The organism is Sphingomonas aurantiaca, from assembly GCF_003050705.1.
GTDB classification, from domain to species: Bacteria; Pseudomonadota; Alphaproteobacteria; order Sphingomonadales; family Sphingomonadaceae; genus Sphingomonas; species Sphingomonas aurantiaca.
Map to the genome: position 1 here is coordinate 289,331 of NZ_QAOG01000004.1, position 22,451 is coordinate 311,781.

Below are 22,451 nucleotides of genomic sequence, written 5' to 3' on the forward strand. Positions count from 1 at the left end.
GTAACCAATCCGATCCGGCTGCGAACGTGCGCCGATCTGGGTTGGTCGCGCTTTACGCCTTGGCCACCTGATCGTCGAACAGCCCGAACATCAGCGTCGAGGCATACATCGCCACCGCGCGCTCGCGCGGCATCGTCGAGGCCCATTTGCGCATGTCGAACGCCGCGTTCTGGAGCGCCATCAACGCCTGCGCCGCGATCAGTGCATCGACCGCGCGGATCGAACCTTCGCCGATCCCGTCCATCATCATGCCCGCATAGCGCCGCGCGATCCCGTTCGACCGATCGACCATCGCGTTGCGCACGCCGACGGGTAGCCCGCTGAGTGCGGTGGTGCGCAACAGCGGCCCGCGCTCGGCGAACTGCACGTCGAGCAGAGTCGCGACCGTGCTCGACAGCTTGTGCCAGTAACTCCCGCCCTCGGCCTCGCCACGGCTCTGCGCATCGGCGATCGTGTCGAAGCTGCGCTGGTAGCAGGCGATGACCAGGTCGTCCTTGGCATCGAGATGATGGTAGAAGCTGCCCTTGGTCACGTTCAGCTCGGATGCGATCTTCTGCACCGACGCGCCGCGATAGCCGAGTTCGTTGATCAGCCGGGTGGCGGCCAGCAGGAACGCCTCGCGACCCGGCTCCGCCTCGTCATGGCTGAGGTCGAGCAGCGTCGGCGACCATTTGGCGGCCCTGCCCGCGATGCCGTGCGCGAACACGTCCATTAGCCGCTCCTCGACGCGGCCATATTGGTCAGGCTCGTAGCGGGTCAGCCAGATCGGCAGCCAGAACGTGTTCTCGAGCAACACGTGCGCGCGCGCGCCGTTGAGATCGGTCTGCGCGCGCGACGACGCCGGTCCCCAGAGCAGCCGCGTCCGCCGGAACACCTCGCGCCAGCCCGCCATCAGCCGGCCGCGCATCGGTTCCTCCGTTGCGCGCAGATCGGACAGGACCGCGAACGCCTTCTCCTCGCCGCGCTGGATCCGGTTCAGCCGATCCATGTTGAGCGCGAGATAGCGGCGGACGCGTGCCTCGGGCGTCGCCTCTTCCATCGCCACATCGAGCATCGCGATCAGGGATTCGAGCGTGTTCTCGAACGCCGCCGCCGCGAGGTCTTCCTTGCGCTTGAAATAATAGGTAACGCTCGTCGTGTTGAGCCCGACGCGCCGCGCCACGTCCGCGAACGTCATGCCCTTGGCACTCTGCTCGTTGATCGCTTCTGCCGCCGCGGCGAGGATCGCATCACGCTTCGCACGGAAGCGCTTGGTACCCTGTTCGCTCTCGTCGCTGGCCTCTGCCGGAACCTTCATCGAAACACCCTAACAGCTTCGATTTGAAGATACAGTGCTTTTTAGGCGCTTTCAGGGCGGACTTGAAAACATGCTTTCGGGGGCCCTCCACACGCTTTACCGAATACGCGGTATGGTTTAACCCGCCTCCAAAGCGATGACGAATGGAGAGCCCGCATGGATTTCAGCCTCACCGAACGAGAGACGTATTTCCGGGATCGGGTGCGCGATTTCATCGACCAGAACATCCGCCCGCGCCAGGCCGATTACGACGCGCAGGAGCATGAGGGAGAGCGCTGGAAGGTGCTCCCGGTGATCGAGGAGATGAAGGAGAAGGCCAAGGCGGCAGGGCTCTGGAATTTCTTCATGCCGCCGCATTCCGGGCAGACGCATGTCGACGATTCGTTCGAGTTCGAGGGCACCCAGCTCACCAATCTCGAATATGCGTTATGCGCCGAGGAGATGGGCAAGATCGGCTGGGCGAGCGAATGCTTCAACTGTTCCGCGCCCGATACCGGCAACATGGAGGTGTTCCACCGCTATGGCACGCGTGCGCAGAAGGAGGCGTACCTTGGGCCGTTGATGCGCGGCGAGATCCGGTCGGCGTTCCTGATGACCGAGCCGGCGGTGGCGTCGTCGGATGCGACCAACATCGAGACGTCGATGGTGCGGGACGGCGATCACTATGTGATCAACGGGACGAAATGGTGGTCGAGCGGCGTCGGCGACCCGCGCTGCAAGATCGCGATCGTCATGGGCAAGACGTCGTTCGAGGGATCGCGCCATCAGCAGCAGAGCCAGATTCTCGTGCCGCTCGATACGCCCGGCGTAACGATCAAGCGGATGTTGTCGGTCTATGGCTATGACCACGCGCCGCACGGGCATGGCGAGGTCGTGCTCGAGAATGTCCGCGTACCGGTCGAGAACGTGCTGCTGGGCGAGGGCCGCGGGTTCGAGATCGCGCAGGGGCGGCTCGGGCCGGGCCGGATCCATCACTGCATGCGCACGATTGGCGTCGCCGAGACCGCGATCGAGGCAATGGCCAAACGGCTGCTGACCCGCGTCGCATTTGGCAAGCGGATCGCCGATTTTTCGGTCTGGGAAGAACGCATCGCCACCGCGCGGATCGATATCGAGATGACCCGCCTGCTGTGCCTGAAGGCCGCGGACATGATGGACAAGGCGGGCAACAAGGCCGCGCAGCTCGAAATCTCGATGATCAAGGTGGCGGCGCCCAACATGGCGCTCAAGATCCTCGACGACGCGATCCAGGCGCATGGCGGCGGCGGCGTGTCGGGCGATTTCCGGCTGGCGCACGACTGGGCGGCGATGCGGACGCTGCGTTTTGCCGACGGTCCGGACGAGGTCCACAACCGCTCGATCGCGCGCAACGAGTTCGGGAAATACGGGGACTTCCGAAAGGGGGGCGTGTCGAGTGGGGATATCGGGGTGAGCCGGTAATTTCCCATTAGACCTGGGCCAAATTTCTCCCCTCCACGCCCGTCACCCCAGCGTAAGCTGGGGTATCCCAGTTGGCTGATGCCGCGACCCGGAACGGGGAGATCCCAGCTTTCGCTGGGATGACGGGTTGGGGGGGCTCACCTCAAAGAAGCGAAAGGCAGACATGAAAGCCGCCGTCCTTTTCGAAGCCAACACCCCGCTCAGCATCGAGGACGTGACCGTCTCGAAGCCCGGCCCGCGCGAAGTCCTGATCCGGACGATGGCGGTGGGCGTCTGCCGCTCGGACCTGCATTTCGTCGACGGCGCCTATCCGCATGCGATGCCGACGATCCCCGGCCATGAAGCGTGCGGTGTCGTCGAGGCGGTCGGCGACGAGGTCGGCATGGTCAAGGTCGGCGATCATGTCGTCACCTGCCTGTCGGCGTTTTGCGGCCACTGCGAATTCTGCGTCACCGGCCGTATGGCGCTGTGCATCGACAGTTCGGTGCGCCGTCCCAAGGGCGCGCCGCCGCGGCTGATGCTGGGCGACCGGCCGATCGCGCAGATGCTCAACCTGTCGGCCTATGCCGAGATGATGCTGGTCCACGAACATGCGTGCGTCGCGATCGACCGCGACATGCCGATGGACCGTGCGGCGCTGCTCGGTTGCGCGATCACCACCGGGGCGGGGGCGGTGTTCAACACCACCGACGTGACGCCGGGCGAGACGGTGTGCGTGGTCGGGTGCGGCGGGATCGGCCTCGCGGCGGTCAATGCCGCAAAGATCGCGGGCGCGGGCAAGATCATCGCGCTCGACCCGGTGCCTGAAAAGCGCGCGATGGCGGAGAAGCTCGGCGCGACGCACAGCTTCGACGCGCTGTCCGATACGGCGGCGGACGAGGTCGTCGCGCTCACCAAGGGCGGCGTGCACCATGCGATCGAGGCGGTGGGGCGCGCGCAATCGGCGGCGACCGCGGTCAAGGTGCTCCGCCGCGGGGGCACCGCGACGATCCTGGGCATGATGCCGCTCGGCGAGAAGGTCGGGCTGTCTGCGATGGATCTGCTGTCGGGCAAGAGGTTGCAGGGCGGGTTTATGGGCTCGAACCGGTTTCCGGTCGATATCCCGCGGCTCGTCGACTTCTACATGCGCGGGCTGCTGGATCTCGACACGATCATCGCCGACCGGATGCCGCTCGAGCGGATCAACGACGCGTTCGACGAGCTCCGGCGCGGCGATACGACGCGCAGCGTGATCACCTTCTCGTGACGAGCGACGCAGCCACCAGCATGGTCGGCACGATCGCGGTCGGCGACAAGGACCGGCTCGACCTGGATGCGCTGGGCGCGTGGATGACGGCCAACGTGCCGGGCTTTACCGGGCCGCTGACCTACGCGAAGTTCGCGGGCGGGCAGTCGAACCCGACCTATCGCCTCGACACGCCGGATCGCGCCTATGTCCTGCGGCGCAAGCCTTTTGGCCCGATCCTGCCCTCCGCGCACGCCGTCGACCGCGAATATCGTGTGATCGCGGGGCTTCACCCGACCGGCTTTCCCGTCCCGAAACCCTATGGCCTGTGCGAAGACCCGGGCGTCATCGGCGCGGCGTTTTATGTCATGGAGATGGTCGAGGGGCGGACGATCTGGGATGGCGCGATGCCGGGCGCGACGCCCGCCGAGCGTACCGCGCATTACGAGGCGATGGTCGACACGCTCGCCGCGCTCCACACCACCGACTACGCGGCGGCGGGGCTTGGCGATTACGGCAAGCCCGGCAATTATTTCGAGCGTCAAGTCGGTCGCTGGACTAAACAATATCGCGCCGCAGAGACCGAGCGCATGGAGTCGGTCGAGCGGTTGATCGAATGGCTGCCGCGGACGTTGCCCGAACAGACGCGGACGTCGATCGTCCATGGCGACTACCGCATCGACAACATGATCTTCGCGCCTGCGGAGCCGAAGGTGATTGCCGTGCTCGACTGGGAGCTGTCGACGCTCGGCGATCCGCTTGCGGACTTCTCGTACCTGCTGATGAGCTGGGTGACCGAGCCCGAGGGGCGCTCGGGCGTGCTTGGGATGACCGGGCCGGAGACGGGAATCCCGACGATCGAGCAGGTTGTCGAACGCTATTGCGCCGCGACCGGGCGCGACGGCGTGCCCGACCTGAACTGGTATTTCGCGTACAACCTCTTCCGGCTGACCGGCATCGTCCAGGGCATCAAGAAGCGCATCATCGACGGCACCGCGTCGAGCGCGCAGGCGGAGAAGACGGTCGCGAAGATCCGCGGGCTCGCGGATGCGGCCTGGGACTTTGCGGTGAAGGCGGGGGCGTAATTCCCCTCCCGCTTGCGGGAGGGGTAAGGGGAGGGGCTGACCTGGCCTTGGTTTGAAACGTTGCGGAAAGATCGGGCCCTCCCCCGACCCCTCCCGCAAGCGGGAGGGGAGCAAAAGAAGATGTCGCAGTTCGACCTGACTGGAACGGTCGCGATCGTCACCGGATCTTCGCGGGGCATCGGCCTCGCCTCCGCGCGCGAACTCGCCAAGCATGGCGCGAAGGTCGTGATCTCCAGCCGCAAGCAGGACGCGTGCGATACGGTCGCCGCCGAACTCAACACCGCGCACGGTGATGGCACCGCGATCGCGATCGCGGCCAACATCTCCGACAAGGCGGGATTGCAGAGCCTGGTTGACCAGACACGCGCGCGGTTCGGCCGGATCGACACGCTCGTCTGCAACGCCGCCTCCAATCCCTATTACGGTCCGCAGGCAGGAATCGCCGACGAGCAGTTCCGGAAGATTCTCGACAACAACATCGTCTCCAACCACTGGCTGATCCAGATGGTCGCGCCCGAGATGATCGCGCGGCGCAGCGGCAGTATCGTCATCATCTCGTCGATCGGTGGCTTGCGCGGTTCGCCGGTGATCGGCGCCTATTGCATCAGCAAGGCCGCCGACATGCAGCTCGCGCGCAATCTCGCGGTCGAGTTCGGCCCTGCGAACGTCCGCGTGAACTGCATCGCGCCCGGCCTGATCAAGACCGACTTCGCGCGCGCGCTGTGGGAGGATCCCGATCGTATCGAGGCCGCCAACACGCGTGTGCCGCTGCGGCGGATCGGCGAGCCCGAGGAGATCGCGGGCGCGGTCGTCTTCCTCGCCTCGTCTGCGAGCGCGTTCATGACCGGCCAGACGATGGTCATCGACGGCGGCGTCACGATCTAACCGGAGAACCTCCATGCGTTTCGAGAACAAGTCGATCATCGTCACCGGCGCAGGCTCGGGCATCGGCCGCGCGGCTGCCCTTTTGTTCGCGGCCGAGGGCGGCCACGTCATCGTCGCCGACAGGACCGAGGGCGCGGACGAGACCGCGCATCTGATCGCCGAGGCAGGTGGCACCGCGAAGGCGATCCGCATCGACGTCGGGGTCGAGGAGGACGTGATCCGCGCGGTGACGCTCGCATGCGACAGTTTCGGCGGGCTCGACGTGATGTTCGCCAATGCGGGCATCTCCGGCGGGATGGCGAACCTGTTCGATACCGACGTCGCGCTGATCACTGAGGTGCTGCGCGTCAACCTGATCGGCCCGTTCCTTGCGATCAAGCACGCCGCACCGCGTATCGCCGAGCGGGGGAAGGGCGCGATCGTCCTGACCGCCAGCGTCGCCGGGATCCGCTCGGGCGCCGGCTCGCCCGCCTATTCGGCGTCGAAGGCGGGGGTGATCAATCTGGCCGCGGTCTCTGCGCAGCAGCTCACCGGCTCCAACGTCCGCGTCAACGCGATCTGCCCGGGGCTGACCGAGACCGGCATGACCAAGCCCGTCTTCGATTATGCGCGCGAGGCCAACAAGATGGACCGCGTCGGCCGCCTCAACCCGCTCCAGCGCGGTGCACAGCCCGAGGAACTCGCCAAGGTCGCGCTGTTCCTCGCCTCCGACGATGCGAGCTATGTCAACGGCCAAGCGATTGCGGTCGATGGCGGGCTATCGTCGAGCCATCCGGTGACGCGCCAGGAATATGGCAGGACCGCGGCCTGATGGCGCGAGAAGCCCCCCTGTCGACGCCGGACGGGCGGTATATCGTCGTTCGTGGGCGGTTGTGGCGCAAGGCGAACCCGGGATTGTCGGATCCGGAACGGGAGTCCTTCGTGCATGATCTGATGGATGCGCGCCGTGCGGTTGGCCAGGCTCGACGCAGCGGCGATGAGTCCGCCGAGCACGCCGCGCATGCGGCGGTCGACATAGCGAAGCGCAAACTCGGCGAAAGAGGTCCGGTATGGTGGACGGACGGCGCCCCCGATCTGAACCGGCATATGGCGCGGACGACACCCTATGCGGCGTGGTTCGCGACAATGAACGCGTCGTGAAGATTTGGGGCCGCCTGGCGTAACTCTCTACAGTCCGGCGATATTAACTGTCACGCATTGGCAAATATCACGCCTCGTCACAGCTGCAATCGCCTTAACCCACGGCAATGGGCGGAACACGCGGCGCTGCAAAGCGTCCTTGGTCCCATGGAAATCCAGCACTCATCCCTATTCCCCTGGCGCCACAAGGATCAGGACACGCACGTCGCGCTGCTCCGCGATCACATTGCCGAGGCCAGCTTCCCGTGCGTCGGCGCCAAGGCCGCAGTCGCCAAGGGGACGCTCGAGGTGCTGTCGTGCAACCGGATCGACAGCGCGTGGGATGATGTGCGGATCCATGACGGTCTGCTGACCTTCGCCGCCGCGTACCGCGAGGATCCTGCGTTGTTCCGAAGCTTTGCCGTCGTGTTCGACGAACCCGTCACGTTCGACGAACCGACGTTCGAGCGACATCTTTGGAACCGTATCCAGTCGCTGTCAGACAAGGATGTCTGGCGCGGCCAGGATTATGATGCGCGGGTCAGCGCGGATCCCGACAGCCCGCATTTCTCGCTGAGCTTTGGCGGCGAGGCATTTTTCGTGGTCGGGCTTCACCCCAATGCGAGCCGCCCGGCGCGGCAGTTCGCGCGTCCGACGATGGTCTTCAATCTCCACGACCAGTTCACGATCCTGCGGGCGCAGGGCCGGTATGAGACGATGCGCGAAAAGATCATGGTGCGCGACGAGGCGATCGCGGGGTCGCGCAACCCGATGCTCACGCGTCACGGGGAACTGAGCGAGGCCCGGCAGTATAGCGGGCGCTCGGTGGACGAAGTCTGGCGTTGCCCGTTCTCCTATCAGGGATCATCGCAGTGAGCGGTATGATGCAGGCACCGACGATCCACGAGATCCCCGAGCGGAGCGGCGCCGCATTCCGGCTGGCACGCGGCGAGATCCTGACGGTGATCGATCCCCGCGGCGAACAGGTCGCCGATCTGCTCGCCTTCGCGGCGGACGATCTGGATGAAGTCATCTCCTCGGGCCGGACGCTCGATTATGCGGAGACGATCTATCTGACGACGGGGCATAAGCTTTATTCGAATCGGTCGCAGCCGATGTTGGAGATCGTTGCGGACGACGTTGGGCGACATGATTTTCTGCTCACGCCGTGCTCCTACGATACGTTTCACCACTTCTATCCGACGCTGCCGCCGCACCGGGGCTGTTTCGGCAATCTGGCCGCGGCGCTCGAGCCGTACGGCGTGATGCCCGACCGTATACCTACCGCGTTCAACTGCTTCATGAATGTGCCGATCGACGCCGAGACGGGGAAGCTTCGCGTGCTGCCGCCGATCAGCAAGGCGGGCGACCAGATCGTGTTCCGCGCGGCGATGGATCTGGTGATCGGCTTGACGGCATGCTCGGCGCCAGACTCGAATGGCGGTACGTTCAAGCCGATCCACTATGCGATCGGCCCGAACCCGCGGCTCGACTAGGCACCGGTCGGGCGCGGGTTCCGCCGACCATACGCTTGCGTAACGACTTTGTGGGGACCATTTGGGGGCCGCGGGCGTTTGACGTCCGACCCCATTCACGAAGGAGACTCCTGATGGCTTTCGAACTTCCGCCGCTGCCTTACGCCTATGACGCGCTCGAGCCGGTGATCGACCAGGAGACGATGAAGTTTCATCACGACAAGCATCACGCCGCCTACACCAACAAGCTGAACGAGGGCGTCGAAAAGGACCCTGCGCTGGCCGGCAAGACGATCGAGGACATCCTCGGCATGATCTCGTCGCAGCCGCCGCTGGTCCGTAACAATGGCGGCGGCTTCTGGAACCACGACTTCTTCTGGAAGACGATGGCGGCCAAGAGCGGCCAGGCACCATCGGGCAAGCTGGCCGAAGCAATCGAGCGCGATTTCGGTGGTCTCGACAAGCTGAAGGACGAGTTCAACACCAAGGGTGCGGGCCAGTTCGGGTCGGGCTGGGCATGGCTGATCGCCGACGACAGCGGCAAGCTGAAGGTGACGAGCACGCCGAACCAGGACAACCCGCTCATGGACGACGCCAAGGAGCCGGGCACGCCGTTGCTGGGCAACGACGTGTGGGAGCACGCCTATTACTTGACGTACAAGAACGACCGTCCGGGCTATCTGAAGGCCTGGTGGGACATCGTGAACTGGGACGTCGTCGGAGAGCGCTACGCAAAGGTCTCGGGCTGACTGTAAGTTCCCCTCCCGCTTGCGGGAGGGGCTAGGGGAGGGGGCGACGTACGTACTGGCGTCCAGTCTGTTGGGTCAGGCCCTCCCCCGCCCCCTCCCGAGCGGGAGGGGAGAAGTAGAATCACCCTTCGGGCGGCAGGTCGGTTACGGCTTTGTCGCCCGTTTGCAATCCGTGCTTGAGCAGCATCGGGATGTTCGCGAACGCGAAGATCAGCGTCAGCGGGATCGCGCCCCACAGCTTGAAGCCGACCCAGAAATTCCAGCCGGCGTCCTTGCCCCACGCCGCCAGCGTGTAGCGCCAGACGAATTCGTTCAGCAGCGCCATGAAGACGAAGAACACGACCCAGTTGCGCGTCAGCTTGTGCCAGCCTTGCGCGGTAAGGCCGGGATACGCGCTCTCCAGCAACGACTGTAGCAGCGGACGCCCGGTGAGCAGCCCGAACAGCAGGATTGCGGCGAACATTGTGTAGATGATCGTCGGCTTCATCTGGATGAAGCGCTGGTCATGGAAATAGATCGTCAGCCCGCCGAACACGATGATCAGCGCGCCCGACATCCACAGCATCGGCGAGATGTGCCCCGCCTTCACTTTCGATACGATCATCGCGGCGACCGTGGCGACGATGAACGCGGTGGTGGCGGCGATGACGCGCGCGATCGGCACGCCCGGCGTGAGGAAGTTCACCGCGAAGAACACCGCGAGCGGGCCATAGTCGATCGCCATGCGAAGACCGGGGGACAGGGGGGATTTGGTCACTATGTCTTCCAAGAAAAGCGGTAAATCCCGCTCGTGCCGAGCCTAGTCGAACGACATTGCCACAAGCTGACCGGTCCTTCGACTACGCTCAGGACGAACGGGAGGGTCGCACGCGGGCTTCGCGTTACTTTCGAACGCTCTCCACGCCAGCGATGATCCGGCTCACCTCGTTCGCGTCGAACGGCCGCAGGTCGGTCATGCCTTCGCCGATGCCGATCGCATGGATGGGGAGCCCGTATTTCTCCGCCGCCGCGACGAGCACGCCGCCGCGCGCGGTGCCGTCGAGCTTGGTCATCACCAGCCCGGTAACGCCGGCCACCTCCTTGAAGACCTCGATCTGCTGGAGCGCGTTCTGGCCGGTGGTCGCGTCGAGGACGAGGACGATGTCGTGCGGGCTCTCGGGATTGATGCGGCCCAGCACGCGGCGAATCTTGGCCAGCTCGTCCATCAGTTCGCGCTTGTTCTGGAGGCGGCCCGCGGTGTCGACGATCAGCACGTCGATGCCCGTCTCGGTCGCCTTCTTGACCGCGTCCCACACCACGCCCGCCGCGTCGCCGCCCTCGGGGCCGGTCACGATCGGCACGCCGACGCGCTCGGCCCAGGTGCGCAGCTGGCCGATCGCGGCGGCGCGGAACGTGTCGCCCGCGGCCAGCATCACGCCGTAATCCTGCTCCATCAGCAGATGCGCGAGCTTGGCGATCGTGGTGGTCTTGCCCGAGCCGTTGACGCCAATGACCAGGATGACCTGCGGGCGCGGAAACGCGTCGATCTCGATCGGCTTGGCGACCGTGGCGAGGACCTTCTCGACCTCCTCGGCGACGATCACGCGGATGCCGAGCTCTTCCATGTTGCGTTCAAAACTGCCCTCCGACAGGCGATGGCGGATCCGGCCGGCGGTCTCGGGCCCGAGATCGGAGGCGATCAGCGCCTCCTCGATATCGTCGAGAGTCGAGTCGTCGAGCCGTGCGCCGCCGAGGCCGGCGAGGTTGCCGACGAGCCGGTCGGACGTGCGCTTGAAGCCGCCGATCAGCTTGTCGTGCCAGGTTGGGGTGGTGCTCATGTCAGTTCCCGTGTTGCGCGGAGGCGGTCATTGTTCGCGCCGGTGATCGTGATGCGGACGATGTCGCCGGGTATGGCGGGTTCGTCCAGTAGGACTTCTGCGAAATTGCCGATATGCCCGCGGTCGCCGGGGCGTTCGACGAGCAGGTCCTGGCGAGTGCCGACCAGCGTCTGCAGCCAGCGCGCGCGCGCTGCTTCACCGGCTTGTCGAAGAATCGCGGCGCGATCGCGGCGGATCTCGGGCGCGACCTGGGGCATCCGCGCGGCGGGGGTGCCGGCGCGGGGCGAATAGGGGAAAATGTGCGGGTGGACGATCTGGCAGTCGTCGATCAGCGCGCGCGTGTTCGCAAACATCGCCTCGTCCTCGGTCGGGAAGCCGGCGATCAGGTCCGCGCCGATCGCGATGTCGGGCCGGGCGGTCTTGAGGCGGTCGACCAGTGCGACGCTCTCGGCGCGCGAATGCCGCCGCTTCATCCGCTTGAGGATCATGTCGTCACCCGCCTGGAGCGAGAGGTGGACGTGCGGCAGGATCCGCCGCTCGGTCGTCAGCAGCGCGAACAGGCGATCGTCGATCTCGATCCCGTCGAGCGACGACAGGCGCAGGCGTTCCAGCGCAGGCACGTGGAGAAGGATGCGTTCGACGAGGTGGCCAAGCGTCGGTGCGCCGGGCAGGTCGGGACCGTAGCTGGTCAGGTCGACGCCGGTGAGGACGATCTCGCGGTGGCCTGCATCGACAAGCCCGGCGATCCGCTCGACGACTGCACCCGCTGGCACCGACCGGCTTGGACCACGACCGAACGGGATCGCGCAGAAGGTGCAGCGGTGGTCGCAGCCATTCTGCACCTCTACGAACGCGCGAGCATGGGCGGAGAAGCTTGCGGCGAGATGCGGTGCGGTTTCGCGGACCTGCATGATGTCGCTGACCAGCACCGGGGCGGGGGCGTCCCACGCCGCACTGGTCAGCTTGTCGGCGTTGCCGATGACCCGGTCGACTTCGGGCATTGCCGCAAAGCTGGTGGGGTCGATCTGTGCCGCGCACCCGGTGACGACGATCTGCGCCTCGGGGCGGTCGCGTTTCGCGCGGCGGATCGCGACGCGCGTCGCCTTCACCGCGGCGTTGGTGACCGCGCAACTGTTGACCACGACCATGTCCCGCCCGGCGACGAGCGCGCGGATGGTCTCGCTTTCGGCGATGTTGAGGCGGCAGCCGAGGCTGATGACCTCTGGCGCGGGGGCGGGTGACATGCGCGCGATTTAGGAGCCGGCGGGTGCGAAGTCCACGCCTTGCGTTCGGGGGTGGGTGCGGACGGGCCGGTGACGCGCGCGCTTGGTCAGCTGGCCAGTCTTGGCGCGATGCCGCGCGGTGGCGGCGAGTCGCGGTCTGGCCGCTGCGCCAACAGCCGCTTTTCCGCGAGCAACCGTCGGACCTGCGCCGCGCCGAGCGGTCGGCCGTAGAAATACCCCTGGCCCTTGGCGCAGCCGATGCCGCGCAGACGCTCCTCGACCGCGGCATCCTCGATGCCTTCCGCGGTCGTCGGCAGGTTGAGGCTGTCGCCCAGCCGGACGATCGTGTTGACGATCGCCATGCTCTCGGGATTGTCGAGGATCGAGGTGACGAAGCTCTTGTCGATCTTAATCCGGTCGAACGGCAGCGCGCGCAGATGCGCGAGGCTCGAATAGCCGGTACCGAAATCGTCGAGCGCGAGGCGGATGCCCTGATTCTTCAGGCTGCCGACGATCGACTGCGCGAGCGGGAGGTTGTCGAACAGCGCGCTTTCGGTGATCTCGATTTCCAGCCGGCTGGCGGGAAACCCGGTCTCGACCAGCGTCTTGATGATTTTCTGCGCGAGCCATGCGTCGCGCAGTTGCAGCGGCGAGACATTGACCGACAGGCTGAGCCCCGCGTCCCAGTCGCGCGCGGCGGCGAACGCCTGGCGCATGATCGATAGCGACAGCTCGCCGATCACGCCGATCTCCTCGGCGATCGGAATGAATATGTCGGGCGCGATCGAGCCCCTGGTCGGATGGTCCCAGCGGGCGAGAACTTCGAATCCGGTGATGCGGCCGGTGGTCAGGTCGATCTGCTGCTCGAAATAGGGAACGATCTCCTGCGCAGGAACCGCGTTGCGCAGGCCCGCCTCAAGTTCGCCGCGCAGTTTCAGCGAGCGTTCCATGGAATTGTCGAACCAGGCATGGCGCCCACGCCCGCCGGTCTTCGCGGCGTGGAGCGCGATATCGGCATTGCGCAACAGCGAGTCGACCGAGGTGCAGTCGACGTCCGACCGGGCGATACCGATCGACACGCCCATATGGATATCGACGCCGTTGGTACGGAATGGGAGAGCGAGGCCCGCCACCAGGCGCTCGGCGATGCGGTCGGCGACGCTCCGATGTGCGGAATCGAACACGAACGCGCAGGCGAACTCGTCCGCCCCGAGCCGCGCGAGCAGGCTGGTGCTCGGTGCGATCGCCGCGATCGTCTCGGCGACATACGCGAGCAGCAGGTCGCCGATCGCATAGCCGTGCAGGTCGTTGACGCTCTTGAAATGGTCGATGTCGATCGTCAGCATGGCCATCGCCTTGCCGCGGCGGCGCGTACTGGCGAAGAGTGTCGCGCCTTCCTCGGACAGGCTGCGGCGGTTGAGGAACCCGGTCAGCGGATCGCGCTGCGCGAGCGCCTGGGCGCGGCGACCGGCCTCGGTCAGGTCGCTCAGTTCGACCGCCAGCGCGCGATAGCGGAACCAGCCGAACAGGATCAGCGAGACGTTGAGCAGCATGGTCGCGATCAGCGTGCGGTCGATCGCGGCGCCGCTGCCGTGCAGATGCGCCAGCGCCTTGACCAGCACCGTACCGCCGGTGCCAACGAACAGCAGGATCGCGGCACCCGTGGCGGCACCGGTCATGAATTCCCGACTGATGTTGCGGGGCGCACGCGTCGCCGCCGGCTTTGCGATCATGAGGGGTGTCCGGTCCTTGATTGGTATGTGGTGTGCCATGCGAGAGGTGTAGGAGATGTTAAAGCCGCGATTAGGCGCGACGGGGCGTGGCTGGCGCGCGATTGGTTGCACCAGATCGGCTGCGGACTCGGGGCCGGGGAAGGATTTTCCCGCATCGCAGCTCGCTCGGATCTTCTGCTGCTCCGAACGACCCGTGGCCCATCTTGCATCTGGTGCGGCATTCCAGTAGGTGGCCCCCACGTTCCGTTACGGGGCGCATATGACGAGCATCCAAGGATGCACGCTGGCCGGCGAGGTTTCGCCCGCCGGCGCTTTTGCGTTTGGTGACGGTAATTGGGAGTATTTCGATGTTCGAAAGCCTGAGCGATCGACTTGGCGGAGTCTTCGACCGCCTTCGCGGCCGGGGTGCGCTGACCGAGGCAGACGTGCGCGCCGCGATGCGCGAGGTACGCGTCGCGCTGCTCGAGGCCGACGTCGCGCTGCCCGTCGCGCGCGAATTCGTCGAGAAGGCGACCGAGAAGGCCGTCGGCCAGAACGTGCTCCGCTCGGTCACGCCGGGGCAGCAGGTCGTCAAGATCGTCAGCGACGCGCTGGTCGAGATGCTCGGCGCCGAGGCGTCCGAGCTCGAACTGGGCGTCACGCCGCCCGCCGTGATCATGATGGTCGGGCTTCAGGGCTCGGGCAAGACGACCACCACCGCGAAGATCGCCAAGCGGCTCGCGGCGGGGCAATCTGCGATCGGCGGCAACGGGCGCGAGCGCAAGAAGGTGCTGATGGCGTCGCTCGACGTCAATCGCCCGAACGCGCAGGAGCAGCTCGCGACGCTCGGCACGCAGATCGACGTCGCGACTCTGCCGATCGTGCAGGGTCAGCAGCCGGTCGACATCGCGCGGCGCGCGATGCAGGCGGCCAAGCTGCAGGGCTATGACGTCCTGATGCTCGACACCGCGGGTCGACTCCATGTCGACCAGGCGCTGATGGACGAGATGAAGGCGGTTGCCGACGTCGCGAACCCGGCCGAGATCCTGCTCGTCGTCGACTCGCTGACCGGGCAGGACGCGGTCAACGTCGCGCAGAACTTCTCCGACCAGGTGCCGCTGACCGGCATCGTGCTGACCCGGATGGACGGCGATGCGCGCGGCGGTGCGGCACTGTCGATGCGTGCGGTGACCGGCAAGCCGATCAAGTTTGCGGGCACTGGCGAGAAGCTCGACGCGCTCGAGGCGTTTCATCCGGAGCGCGTCGCCGGCCGCATCCTCGGCATGGGCGACGTCGTCAGCCTGGTCGAGCGCGCTGCGGAGTCGATCCAGGCCGAAGACGCCGAGCGGATGGCCGCCAAGATGGCCAAGGGTCAGTTCGACATGAACGACCTGCGCGCCCAGCTGGCGCAGATGCAGCGGATGGGCGGGCTCGGCGCGCTGGCGGGGATGATCCCCGGCATGAAGAAGGCGCAGGGCGCGGTAGCCTCGGTCGGCGGCGAGAAGGTCCTCGTCCATATGGACGCGATGATCGGATCGATGACGATCAAGGAGCGCAACAAGCCCGAGTTGATCAACGCCAAGCGCAAGATCCGCATCGCCAAGGGCTCCGGCACCACGGTGCAGGAGGTCAACAAGCTGCTCAAGATGCACCTCGAAATGTCGACCGCCATGAAGAAGATCAAGAAGATGGGCGGCATGAAGGGCATGATGGCGATGCTCGGAAAAGGTGGTCTTGGGGGCGGCTTGGGCGGGATCGGTAATGCGATCGGCGGGCCGCAGATGGGCGACATGCTCAACAAGGCCGGTGCAGGCGGGCTTCCGGGGGGCAATGCCGGCGGTGGCCTGCCGGGCCTGGGCGGCAAGATGCCGCAGCTGCCCGCCAGCTTCGACGATTTTCTGAAGAAGAAATAACCCTCCGCGCCCCACCGTCATCCCAGCGAACGCTGGGATCTCCCGGTGAGAGTGCGGAACCTACCAACCCAAAGACCCCAGCTTTCGCTGGGGTGACGTTTAGATCCAGAAGGAAAATATCATGGCAATCAACATTCGTCTCGCACGTGGCGGCTCCAAGAAGCGTCCGTATTACAAGATCGTCGTCGCCGATGCGCGCAGCCCGCGTGACGGCCGCTTCATCGAGAAGATCGGCAACTACAACCCGCTCCTCGCCAAGGACAACGAGCAGCGCGTGCAGCTCGACGCCGACCGCGCGAAGCATTGGCTGAGCGTCGGCGCGCAGCCGACCGATCGCGTCGCACGCTTCCTCGACCAGGCGGGCGTTCTCGAGCGTTCGGCGCGCAACAACCCGAACAAGGGCAAGCCCGGCGAGAAGGCCACCGAGCGCGCCGAAGAGCGTGCGACCAAGGCGGCTGAAGCTGCCGAGGCCGAAGCGGCTGCAAAGGCGGCTCCTGCCGAGGCAGAGGCTCCTGCCGCTGAGACCGAAGAAGCCGCTTCGTAAGATCGTCTTCCTCGTCATCCCAGCGAAGGCTGGGATCCAGAGCCAGGGACGGTAACGTCCTTGGCTCTGGATCCTGGGTCTAGCCCAGGATGACAGCTTAGGGTGGGCGATGCCCGCACCCGAATGGCGGTTCATGCGTTCTTTGTCGGTCTGTCACCCACAAGGAGCGCATGATGACCCCCGATCCAGATCCAAGAACAGCCCCCGCACCCGAGGACATCGAAGATGCCAGCAATGAAGGCGTCTCCGCCGAAGACCCCGCAGAAGGCGCCGACGACAGCCCCGGACCCGACACCGGCTCCGCGCAAGGATAGCGTGACGCTCGCCGTTGTGATCGGTGCGCACGGCATCGGCGGCGAGGTGCGGTTGAAGGTCTTCGCCGAGAACATGTCCGGCTATAAGAGCTTCAACGACGGTGCGCTGACGCTGAAGTCGGCGCGGGCCGGCAACAACGGCACGATCGCGCGCTTCGCCGAGGTCGTTGATCGCAACGCGGCCGAGGCGATGCGCGGGACCGAATTGACCGTGCCGCGGTCGTCGCTGCCGCCGCTCGAAGACGGCGAATATTATCATACCGACGTGATCGGGCTCGCGGTCGTCTCGACCGACGGCGAGGCCATCGGGCGGGTCGTTGCGATCGACAATTTCGGCGCGGGCGATGTGATCGAGATCGAACGGACTGCTGTGGATGAGAAGCCCGGCAAGCGATTCATGGTGCCGATGCGCGTCGAGGCGGTGCCCGAATGGGATTCCGAGCGGCTCGTGGTCGAGGCGTCGTTCGCTACCGAATAGGGCTGTCGTGGCTTCTTGTTCTCTCGCGGAGGCGGGGACACAGGCAGCGCTAGCGCCGGATCGGTCGCTGCTCCGACAGCATGTTGCGGATCGTCGTGGCGGCCACCCCGGCTTCGCCCATCGCGTGGCTGATCTGGTCCAGCCCCTTCACGACATCGCCTGCCGCGAACAGCCCCGGGATCGAGGTGCGCTGATGGTCGTCGACCTCGAGACACCCTTCGTCCGTCGCGCGTGCGCCGGCCGCGACGGCGAGTTCCGATCGGATCACCGAGCCTAACGCGGGATAGACGCTGTCGAACGACATCCGCCCCTCGACGGTATCCAGCGCGAGCTGATCGCCTTCGATCGCATAGTTGCCGCAGGGGCCGCCGACGCGGACGATCCCAGCGTCGTCCAGCGCCGCCTCACATTTCGGATCGAGTTCGTGGCCGCCGTCCGGGGCGATCAGCGTGACGTCCTTGGTGTAGCCGCGCAGGAACAGCGCCTCGCGCATGCCGTGGTCGCCGGTGCCGATCACGCCGACACGCTTGTCCGTCACCTCATAGCCGTCGCAGATCGGGCAATAGCGGAACAGGCCGGCCTCGAGCGCCTCGTCGTGGACCGCGTCGGGCATGGCGGGGCGGTTGTTCACCACCCCGGTCGCTAACAGGACGCTCCTCGCGCGGGCGCGGCGGTGGCCCAGGCGGACGGTGAAGCCGTCGTCCTCCACCTCGATCGCGTCGACGCGGGCGCCCTCGCGGACTGCGCCATAGGTTTCGGCCTGCGCGAGCATGCGGGCGAGCAGATCGGTGCCGCGAATGCCCTCGGGATAGCCGGCGTGGTTGTGCGTGCAGGGGATCAGCGCGGCGCGGCTGCTGCCGCAGTCGAACAGCCGGATCGAGAGGTGGAACCGCGCGAGATAGATCGCGGCGGTCAGCCCCGCCGGGCCGGCGCCGATGATGATGCAATCGTCCATGCCGGTATAAGCGCGGCGCGGCCAATCCGTTCCGGCGGCGAAACGCTCGATCGCTATCGCAAGCCGGGCGCGGGAGTGATAGCGGCGTGCGGCATGAGCTATTGTGATTGGTCGGACGGCGATCTCCACGCCTATGCGTCGCACACCGTTGACGGGCCGCGCCGGTACGTCGCGCAGGTCGCCGAGCCTGCTGTCGCGCAGTGCGGGGTGGAGGCGGAATATGTCGAGGACAGCGCCGACGCCTTCTATGCACGCCTGAAATGGCTGAAGGCGCAGGGCTGCGCGTTTCCGGCGGACGTCTTCCCCCAAGTCCTTGCCGCGGCGCAGGAGGACGCGCGTCTGGCGCGACTCGCGGCGGGCGAGCTGCCCTGGGCGGCGACGATCGTGACCTTGTACCCGGAGATGTTCCCGGGGCCGCTGGGCACTTCGCTTGCCGGGCGGGCGCTGGGGGAGGGGCGGTGGTCATGCCAGCCCGTCCAGCTGCGCGACTTCGCGACCGACAAGCACAAGTCGGTCGACGACACGCCGGCGGGGGGCGGCGCGGGGATGGTGCTCCGCGCGGACGTGGTCGCCGCGGCGATCGACAGCGTTGCCGATGGGCGGCCGGTGCTGGCGATGACGCCGCGGGGCAAGCCGCTCACGCAGGAGCGGGTGCGCGAACTCGCGCGGGGCCCCGGCGTCGCCATCCTGTGCGGGCGGTTCGAGGGGTTCGACGAGCGGCTGTTCGAGGCGCGCGCCATCGAGGAGGTGTCGATCGGCGACTATATCCTGTCGGGGGGCGAGATGGGGGCGCTGGTGCTGCTCGATGCTTGCATTCGGCTGCTCCCCGGCGTAATGGGCGCGGCTTCTAGTGGGGATGACGAGAGCTTCGAAACGGGGCTTCTCGAATATCCGCATTATACCCGACCTCAGATATGGGAAGGGCGCGCGATCCCGCAGGTGCTGCGATCGGGGGATCACGCGAAGATCGAGGCATGGCGCAAACGCCGCGCGGAGATCGATACACGGTCACGGCGACCGGACCTTTGGGAACGCCATGAGGGCGTTCGGGTCCAGTCGCCCTCTGGCGCGCAGCGACACGAGGACTGATTATGAACCTGTTGCAGACGATCGAAGCCGAGAACATCGCGAAGTTCCTGGCCAACAAGACGATCCCCGATTTCCGCCCTGGCGATACGCTGAAGGTCGGCGTGAAGGTCGTCGAAGGCGAGCGCACGCGTATTCAGAACTATGAGGGCGTGTGCATCGCGCGCTCGAACAAGGGCATGGGCAGCAACTTCACCGTGCGTAAGATGAGCTTCGGTGAGGGCGTCGAGCGCGTTTTCCCGCTCTACTCGCCGAACGTCGATTCGATCGAAGTCGTCCGCAAGGGCGCCGTGCGTCGCGCCAAGCTGTATTACCTGCGTGGCCGCACCGGCAAGGCAGCGCGTATCGCCGAGCGTCGCGACATGCGCCCCGCCAAGGGCACTGCCGCCGCCGAGTAATCGCGCGGCCCGGTTCTCCGGGTTGAGGTTGGAAAAGGGCGCGGGGGCGATGGTCCCCGCGCCCTTTTTCGTTGCGTGCGGGGCGGGAGCGGGGCGCCGGGCGCATGGCTTTGGAATGCGGCGGTTTATTCGGTTTCGGCGTGGATGCGGCCGGAGTGAAGTATAGGAAGTATAGACGCACGTGCAGCATTTCGCGGCGGGGGCGGCGCGGTTCTGTGCGTGCGGTATCGCGGGCGAGGGGGCGGGGGCCGGCATGCGGGGACGGTGCGCTCGGGGGGCGGTGTAGGACAGCGATTCGTGTTTCGGGGCGTGGCGGTGGTCTGTGCGCCCTCCCTTTCGGGGGGCGGTTCTCTCGATCGGACCTGTCAGCGTTCGTTACCGCAATTCCTGTCGCTTCCTTGTTCTCCCGCGAAGGCGGGAGTCCAGTCTGGGTCCCCGCCTTCGCGGGGAAACAAGCACGTTCGGGAGGACTCATCGTTCGTTGTGGATGCGGCGTAGCCTAGAGTGGGTTCACGCGAAGGCGCTAAGGCGCGAAGATAAGGTAGTAGGGGCGGGAGCCAGGCCGGCTACTATTCTTCGCGCCTTAGCGCCTTCGCGTGAACACCCCCTTCTCTCGTCATCCTGACGAAAGTCAGGGCCCAGAGCCACAGGGTGCAGCGTTTGGGACCCTGGGTCCTGACTTTCGTCAGGATGACGGCGTGGGGAGGGCGGCGTCACGTCCGCCATCGCCAACGCTGCCCGTTCGAGGCGGGTAGCCGGGGGTGTACGCGCTTCGACTGGCTCGCACGCCGCCGTCAGCCCGCCGCGACCGCCCGTCAGGCGTCGCGCCACGTTCCGGGCGCCAGATCGGCCAGCGTCCACTCGCCGATGCTCCAGCGGACGAGCCGCAGCGTCGGGTGGCCGATCGCCGCGGTCATGCGGCGGACCTGGCGGTTGCGGCCTTCGCGGATCGTGATGCGCAGCCAGCAATCGGGGATGCTCGCGCGCACGCGGATCGGCGGGACGCGCGGCCAGAGATCGGGCGCGGCGATCCGTTCGACGTCGGCGGGGCGGGTGGGGCCGTCCTTCAGCACGACGCCTTCGCGCAGGCCGTCGAGCGCGGCCTCGCCGGCCTCGCCCTCGACCTGCACGAGATAGGTTTTGGCCAGCTTGAACTTCGGATCCGCGATCCGCGCCTGGAGGCGACCGTCGTCGGTCAGCAGCAACAGCCCCTCGCTGTCCCGATCCAGCCGCCCCGCCGGATAGACGCCCGGCACGTCGACGAACTGCGACAGCGTCGCGCGCGGCGTCGGCGAGCCCGCGTCGGTGAACTGGCTGAGGACGTCGTAGGGTTTGTTGAAGAGGATCAGGCGGGGCATGGCGGATTTTCAGACAATTACCAGGATGATTTGCCGTTTTCAGCAGTAAAATTCAAGACAGATATGCGAGAATATCATTACTTTTACAATATTCTCTTATTATCATCGGCGAAAATGTCTCATTATGGAAAATTCTTACCTGGCACCTCGAACAGTTTGAAGTAATGCGGAGGTTAACTTTCTTTGCAAATCAGAAAACCCTTTAAAAACAATTATGCGTCTGTTTTGTATATCAAATGGAACATCGGAAAGGGTATCAGATATAAGTAGTGTTGGTTTTCCCAAGGCCATTGCGATGCCAAGTTCAAAAAACACATTTGCGTTGCGTGATGAAATGTTAGCTATCACAATCTCCGACGAAATTATGCCCCCGACGATTTGAGGCAAAATGTCGCCTTCAGCGCGATGTTCATCGCCGCGTGTGACAATAAATCCAGCTTCAGAGCAAACTGACTTGATAACTTGATAAGTCTCTTTCTCATCATCCGAAAATGGAGTTAAGACAAATATTTTGTCTTCAATAACTTTAGCCTTGTCGGAGCTGAGCCCATACGATTTTAAAAAACTATCAACGTCAACAGCATTTGTAGAGCTTGTTGCAGGTTGATTGCGTTGGCCTGAAATAATGAGGTGATTGGCCTCTTCCCATCTTGCCCGGGTCGCCACCATCTCCCGGGTTAGATCAGCAAGCCTGTGCTCATAAGACGCTCGCATTTCAGAAAGCACGGCTTCATGTTTGATGTTGTCGTAACGACTGACTTCCCGACCATGCATTACCTGGTTCATAAGTCTTCGGGTAATTACAAAGATTGTTGCCACAATCGGAAGAGTGATTAACGCTGAGCTTGCGACTGTATCGAATAATCTTTGCGTTAGATCGCTCACCAAAATACACTCCCCATTGAAATGGACGCTGTGGTAATGGTAAGTGCAAGCAAATATCCTAACGTCGAAAGTCCTGCCGCCGTCTTTGTCTTAGAAAGAATCAAGGCGCGTTCAGACTTTCTTGCAACAACAATCACAGGTATCAAAAGCGCTACCGCAATAAAGGCAGCGGACAATACTGCTTTCACGGGAGTTGGAGCTGTCGAGTGCATCTGTCCAGAATAAAGTATGGCTGAGCCGTATGACAGCGACAAGAATGCAATATCAACTGGAAATACCATTATGGCTTTCAAAGTATCAACGCCGTTTGTTTCCTGGTCAGTTGTCATCCTCAGCCCAAATTTGAGCATGATGATACTGCCGGGCAGCATGTAATCCCAAATAGGCAAAATGATCCCCCTACGGATAGCCCATTGGTAGAGGCGTCAAGCTTCCACGGCAAGCCGCCAGTGGGCTTCGGGCAAGCCTCGCAAGCGGGTCCGAACGTGGGCTG

Annotated in this window: 23 protein-coding genes; 14 read left to right on the forward strand and 9 right to left on the reverse strand. The window is 65.0% G+C overall.

From position 1 onward, the window contains the following. Positions 1-52: 52 nt before the first annotated feature. On the reverse strand, positions 53-1,297 hold the full coding sequence (locus tag C8J26_RS13035) for a TetR/AcrR family transcriptional regulator (RefSeq protein ID WP_107958563.1): 1,245 nt from the start codon (positions 1,295-1,297) through the stop codon (positions 53-55). Between the two features lie 156 nt (positions 1,298-1,453). On the opposite strand from C8J26_RS13035, the gene C8J26_RS13040 reads away from it, so the two are divergent. From C8J26_RS13040 to C8J26_RS13080, 9 genes are all read left to right on the forward strand, one after another. Further along, positions 1,454-2,737, forward strand: coding sequence for an acyl-CoA dehydrogenase family protein (locus tag C8J26_RS13040; RefSeq protein WP_107958565.1), 1,284 nt, complete (start codon positions 1,454-1,456; stop codon positions 2,735-2,737). Between the two features lie 163 nt (positions 2,738-2,900). Next, entirely contained in the window at positions 2,901-3,983 is a 1,083-nt protein-coding gene (locus tag C8J26_RS13045; RefSeq protein WP_056411045.1) for a Zn-dependent alcohol dehydrogenase, read from the forward strand. A gap of 20 nt (positions 3,984-4,003) precedes the next feature. Beyond that, a complete protein-coding gene (locus tag C8J26_RS13050) occupies positions 4,004-5,047 on the forward strand; it encodes a phosphotransferase family protein (protein WP_107958937.1) in 1,044 nt (347 codons plus the stop codon). A gap of 120 nt (positions 5,048-5,167) precedes the next feature. Further along, complete coding sequence (locus C8J26_RS13055; protein ID WP_107958567.1) at positions 5,168-5,932, forward strand: SDR family oxidoreductase; 765 nt, start codon at positions 5,168-5,170, stop codon at positions 5,930-5,932. 13 nt (positions 5,933-5,945) lie between these two features. Then, on the forward strand, positions 5,946-6,743 hold the full coding sequence (locus C8J26_RS13060; protein ID WP_107958569.1) for an SDR family NAD(P)-dependent oxidoreductase: 798 nt from the start codon (positions 5,946-5,948) through the stop codon (positions 6,741-6,743). Continuing rightward, complete coding sequence (locus C8J26_RS13065; RefSeq protein WP_107958571.1) at positions 6,743-7,072, forward strand: hypothetical protein; 330 nt, start codon at positions 6,743-6,745, stop codon at positions 7,070-7,072. Before C8J26_RS13060 ends, C8J26_RS13065 begins: the two co-directional genes overlap by 1 nt. Before the next feature lie 147 nt (positions 7,073-7,219). After that, complete coding sequence (gntA, locus tag C8J26_RS13070; RefSeq protein WP_056411032.1) at positions 7,220-7,927, forward strand: guanitoxin biosynthesis heme-dependent pre-guanitoxin N-hydroxylase GntA; 708 nt, start codon at positions 7,220-7,222, stop codon at positions 7,925-7,927. 5 nt (positions 7,928-7,932) lie between these two features. Next, positions 7,933-8,547, forward strand: coding sequence for a DUF1989 domain-containing protein (locus C8J26_RS13075; protein ID WP_244185316.1), 615 nt, complete (start codon positions 7,933-7,935; stop codon positions 8,545-8,547). A 113-nt stretch (positions 8,548-8,660) separates the two neighbouring features. Continuing rightward, on the forward strand, positions 8,661-9,275 hold the full coding sequence (locus C8J26_RS13080; RefSeq protein WP_107958573.1) for a superoxide dismutase: 615 nt from the start codon (positions 8,661-8,663) through the stop codon (positions 9,273-9,275). A 121-nt stretch (positions 9,276-9,396) separates the two neighbouring features. Here the strand turns inward: C8J26_RS13080 and ispZ are convergent, their stop codons facing one another. The 4 genes from ispZ to C8J26_RS13100 form a co-directional block, all read right to left on the reverse strand. Next, on the reverse strand, positions 9,397-9,999 hold the full coding sequence (ispZ, locus tag C8J26_RS13085; RefSeq protein WP_107958575.1) for a septation protein IspZ: 603 nt from the start codon (positions 9,997-9,999) through the stop codon (positions 9,397-9,399). A gap of 157 nt (positions 10,000-10,156) precedes the next feature. Beyond that, on the reverse strand, positions 10,157-11,092 hold the full coding sequence (ftsY, locus tag C8J26_RS13090; RefSeq protein ID WP_055878512.1) for a signal recognition particle-docking protein FtsY: 936 nt from the start codon (positions 11,090-11,092) through the stop codon (positions 10,157-10,159). Further along, complete coding sequence (gene mtaB / locus C8J26_RS13095; protein ID WP_107958577.1) at positions 11,089-12,336, reverse strand: tRNA (N(6)-L-threonylcarbamoyladenosine(37)-C(2))-methylthiotransferase MtaB; 1,248 nt, start codon at positions 12,334-12,336, stop codon at positions 11,089-11,091. The genes ftsY and mtaB overlap by 4 nt, the downstream gene beginning before the upstream one ends. A gap of 86 nt (positions 12,337-12,422) precedes the next feature. Next, positions 12,423-14,048, reverse strand: coding sequence for a putative bifunctional diguanylate cyclase/phosphodiesterase (locus tag C8J26_RS13100; RefSeq protein WP_107958579.1), 1,626 nt, complete (start codon positions 14,046-14,048; stop codon positions 12,423-12,425). A gap of 347 nt (positions 14,049-14,395) precedes the next feature. Between C8J26_RS13100 and ffh the strand changes: the two genes are divergently transcribed. From ffh to rimM, 3 genes are all read left to right on the forward strand, one after another. Then, complete coding sequence (gene ffh, locus C8J26_RS13105) at positions 14,396-15,940, forward strand: signal recognition particle protein (protein ID WP_056411019.1); 1,545 nt, start codon at positions 14,396-14,398, stop codon at positions 15,938-15,940. A 121-nt stretch (positions 15,941-16,061) separates the two neighbouring features. Further along, on the forward strand, positions 16,062-16,484 hold the full coding sequence (gene rpsP, locus C8J26_RS13110) for a 30S ribosomal protein S16 (protein ID WP_056411016.1): 423 nt from the start codon (positions 16,062-16,064) through the stop codon (positions 16,482-16,484). A 315-nt stretch (positions 16,485-16,799) separates the two neighbouring features. Continuing rightward, on the forward strand, positions 16,800-17,276 hold the full coding sequence (gene rimM / locus C8J26_RS13115; protein ID WP_234422848.1) for a ribosome maturation factor RimM: 477 nt from the start codon (positions 16,800-16,802) through the stop codon (positions 17,274-17,276). A 49-nt stretch (positions 17,277-17,325) separates the two neighbouring features. On the opposite strand, the gene C8J26_RS13120 is transcribed toward rimM, so the two are convergent. Next, complete coding sequence (locus tag C8J26_RS13120) at positions 17,326-18,231, reverse strand: NAD(P)/FAD-dependent oxidoreductase (RefSeq protein WP_107958584.1); 906 nt, start codon at positions 18,229-18,231, stop codon at positions 17,326-17,328. Positions 18,232-18,594: 363 nt separating this feature from the next. Here C8J26_RS13120 and trmD point away from each other — a divergent pair, with 363 nt between their 5' ends. After that, positions 18,595-19,320 carry a tRNA (guanosine(37)-N1)-methyltransferase TrmD gene (trmD, locus tag C8J26_RS13125; RefSeq protein ID WP_107958939.1) on the forward strand — a complete coding sequence of 242 codons (726 nt, stop codon included), beginning with the start codon at positions 18,595-18,597 and terminating at the stop codon, positions 19,318-19,320. A 2-nt stretch (positions 19,321-19,322) separates the two neighbouring features. Then, positions 19,323-19,715, forward strand: a complete 393-nt coding sequence (rplS, locus tag C8J26_RS13130; RefSeq protein WP_031395442.1) for a 50S ribosomal protein L19 — start codon at positions 19,323-19,325, stop codon at positions 19,713-19,715. Positions 19,716-20,530: 815 nt separating this feature from the next. On the opposite strand, the gene C8J26_RS13135 is transcribed toward rplS, so the two are convergent. From C8J26_RS13135 to C8J26_RS20150, 3 genes are all read right to left on the reverse strand, one after another. Next, positions 20,531-21,073, reverse strand: coding sequence for a pseudouridine synthase (locus C8J26_RS13135; RefSeq protein ID WP_107958586.1), 543 nt, complete (start codon positions 21,071-21,073; stop codon positions 20,531-20,533). Between the two features lie 135 nt (positions 21,074-21,208). Then, positions 21,209-21,958: a TIR domain-containing protein gene (locus tag C8J26_RS20145; RefSeq protein WP_146168839.1), complete on the reverse strand. Its 750-nt coding sequence runs from the start codon at positions 21,956-21,958 to the stop codon at positions 21,209-21,211. Next, positions 21,955-22,329: a hypothetical protein gene (locus C8J26_RS20150; protein WP_146168840.1), complete on the reverse strand. Its 375-nt coding sequence runs from the start codon at positions 22,327-22,329 to the stop codon at positions 21,955-21,957. The genes C8J26_RS20145 and C8J26_RS20150 overlap by 4 nt, the downstream gene beginning before the upstream one ends. Between the last annotated feature and the right edge of the window lie 122 nt (positions 22,330-22,451).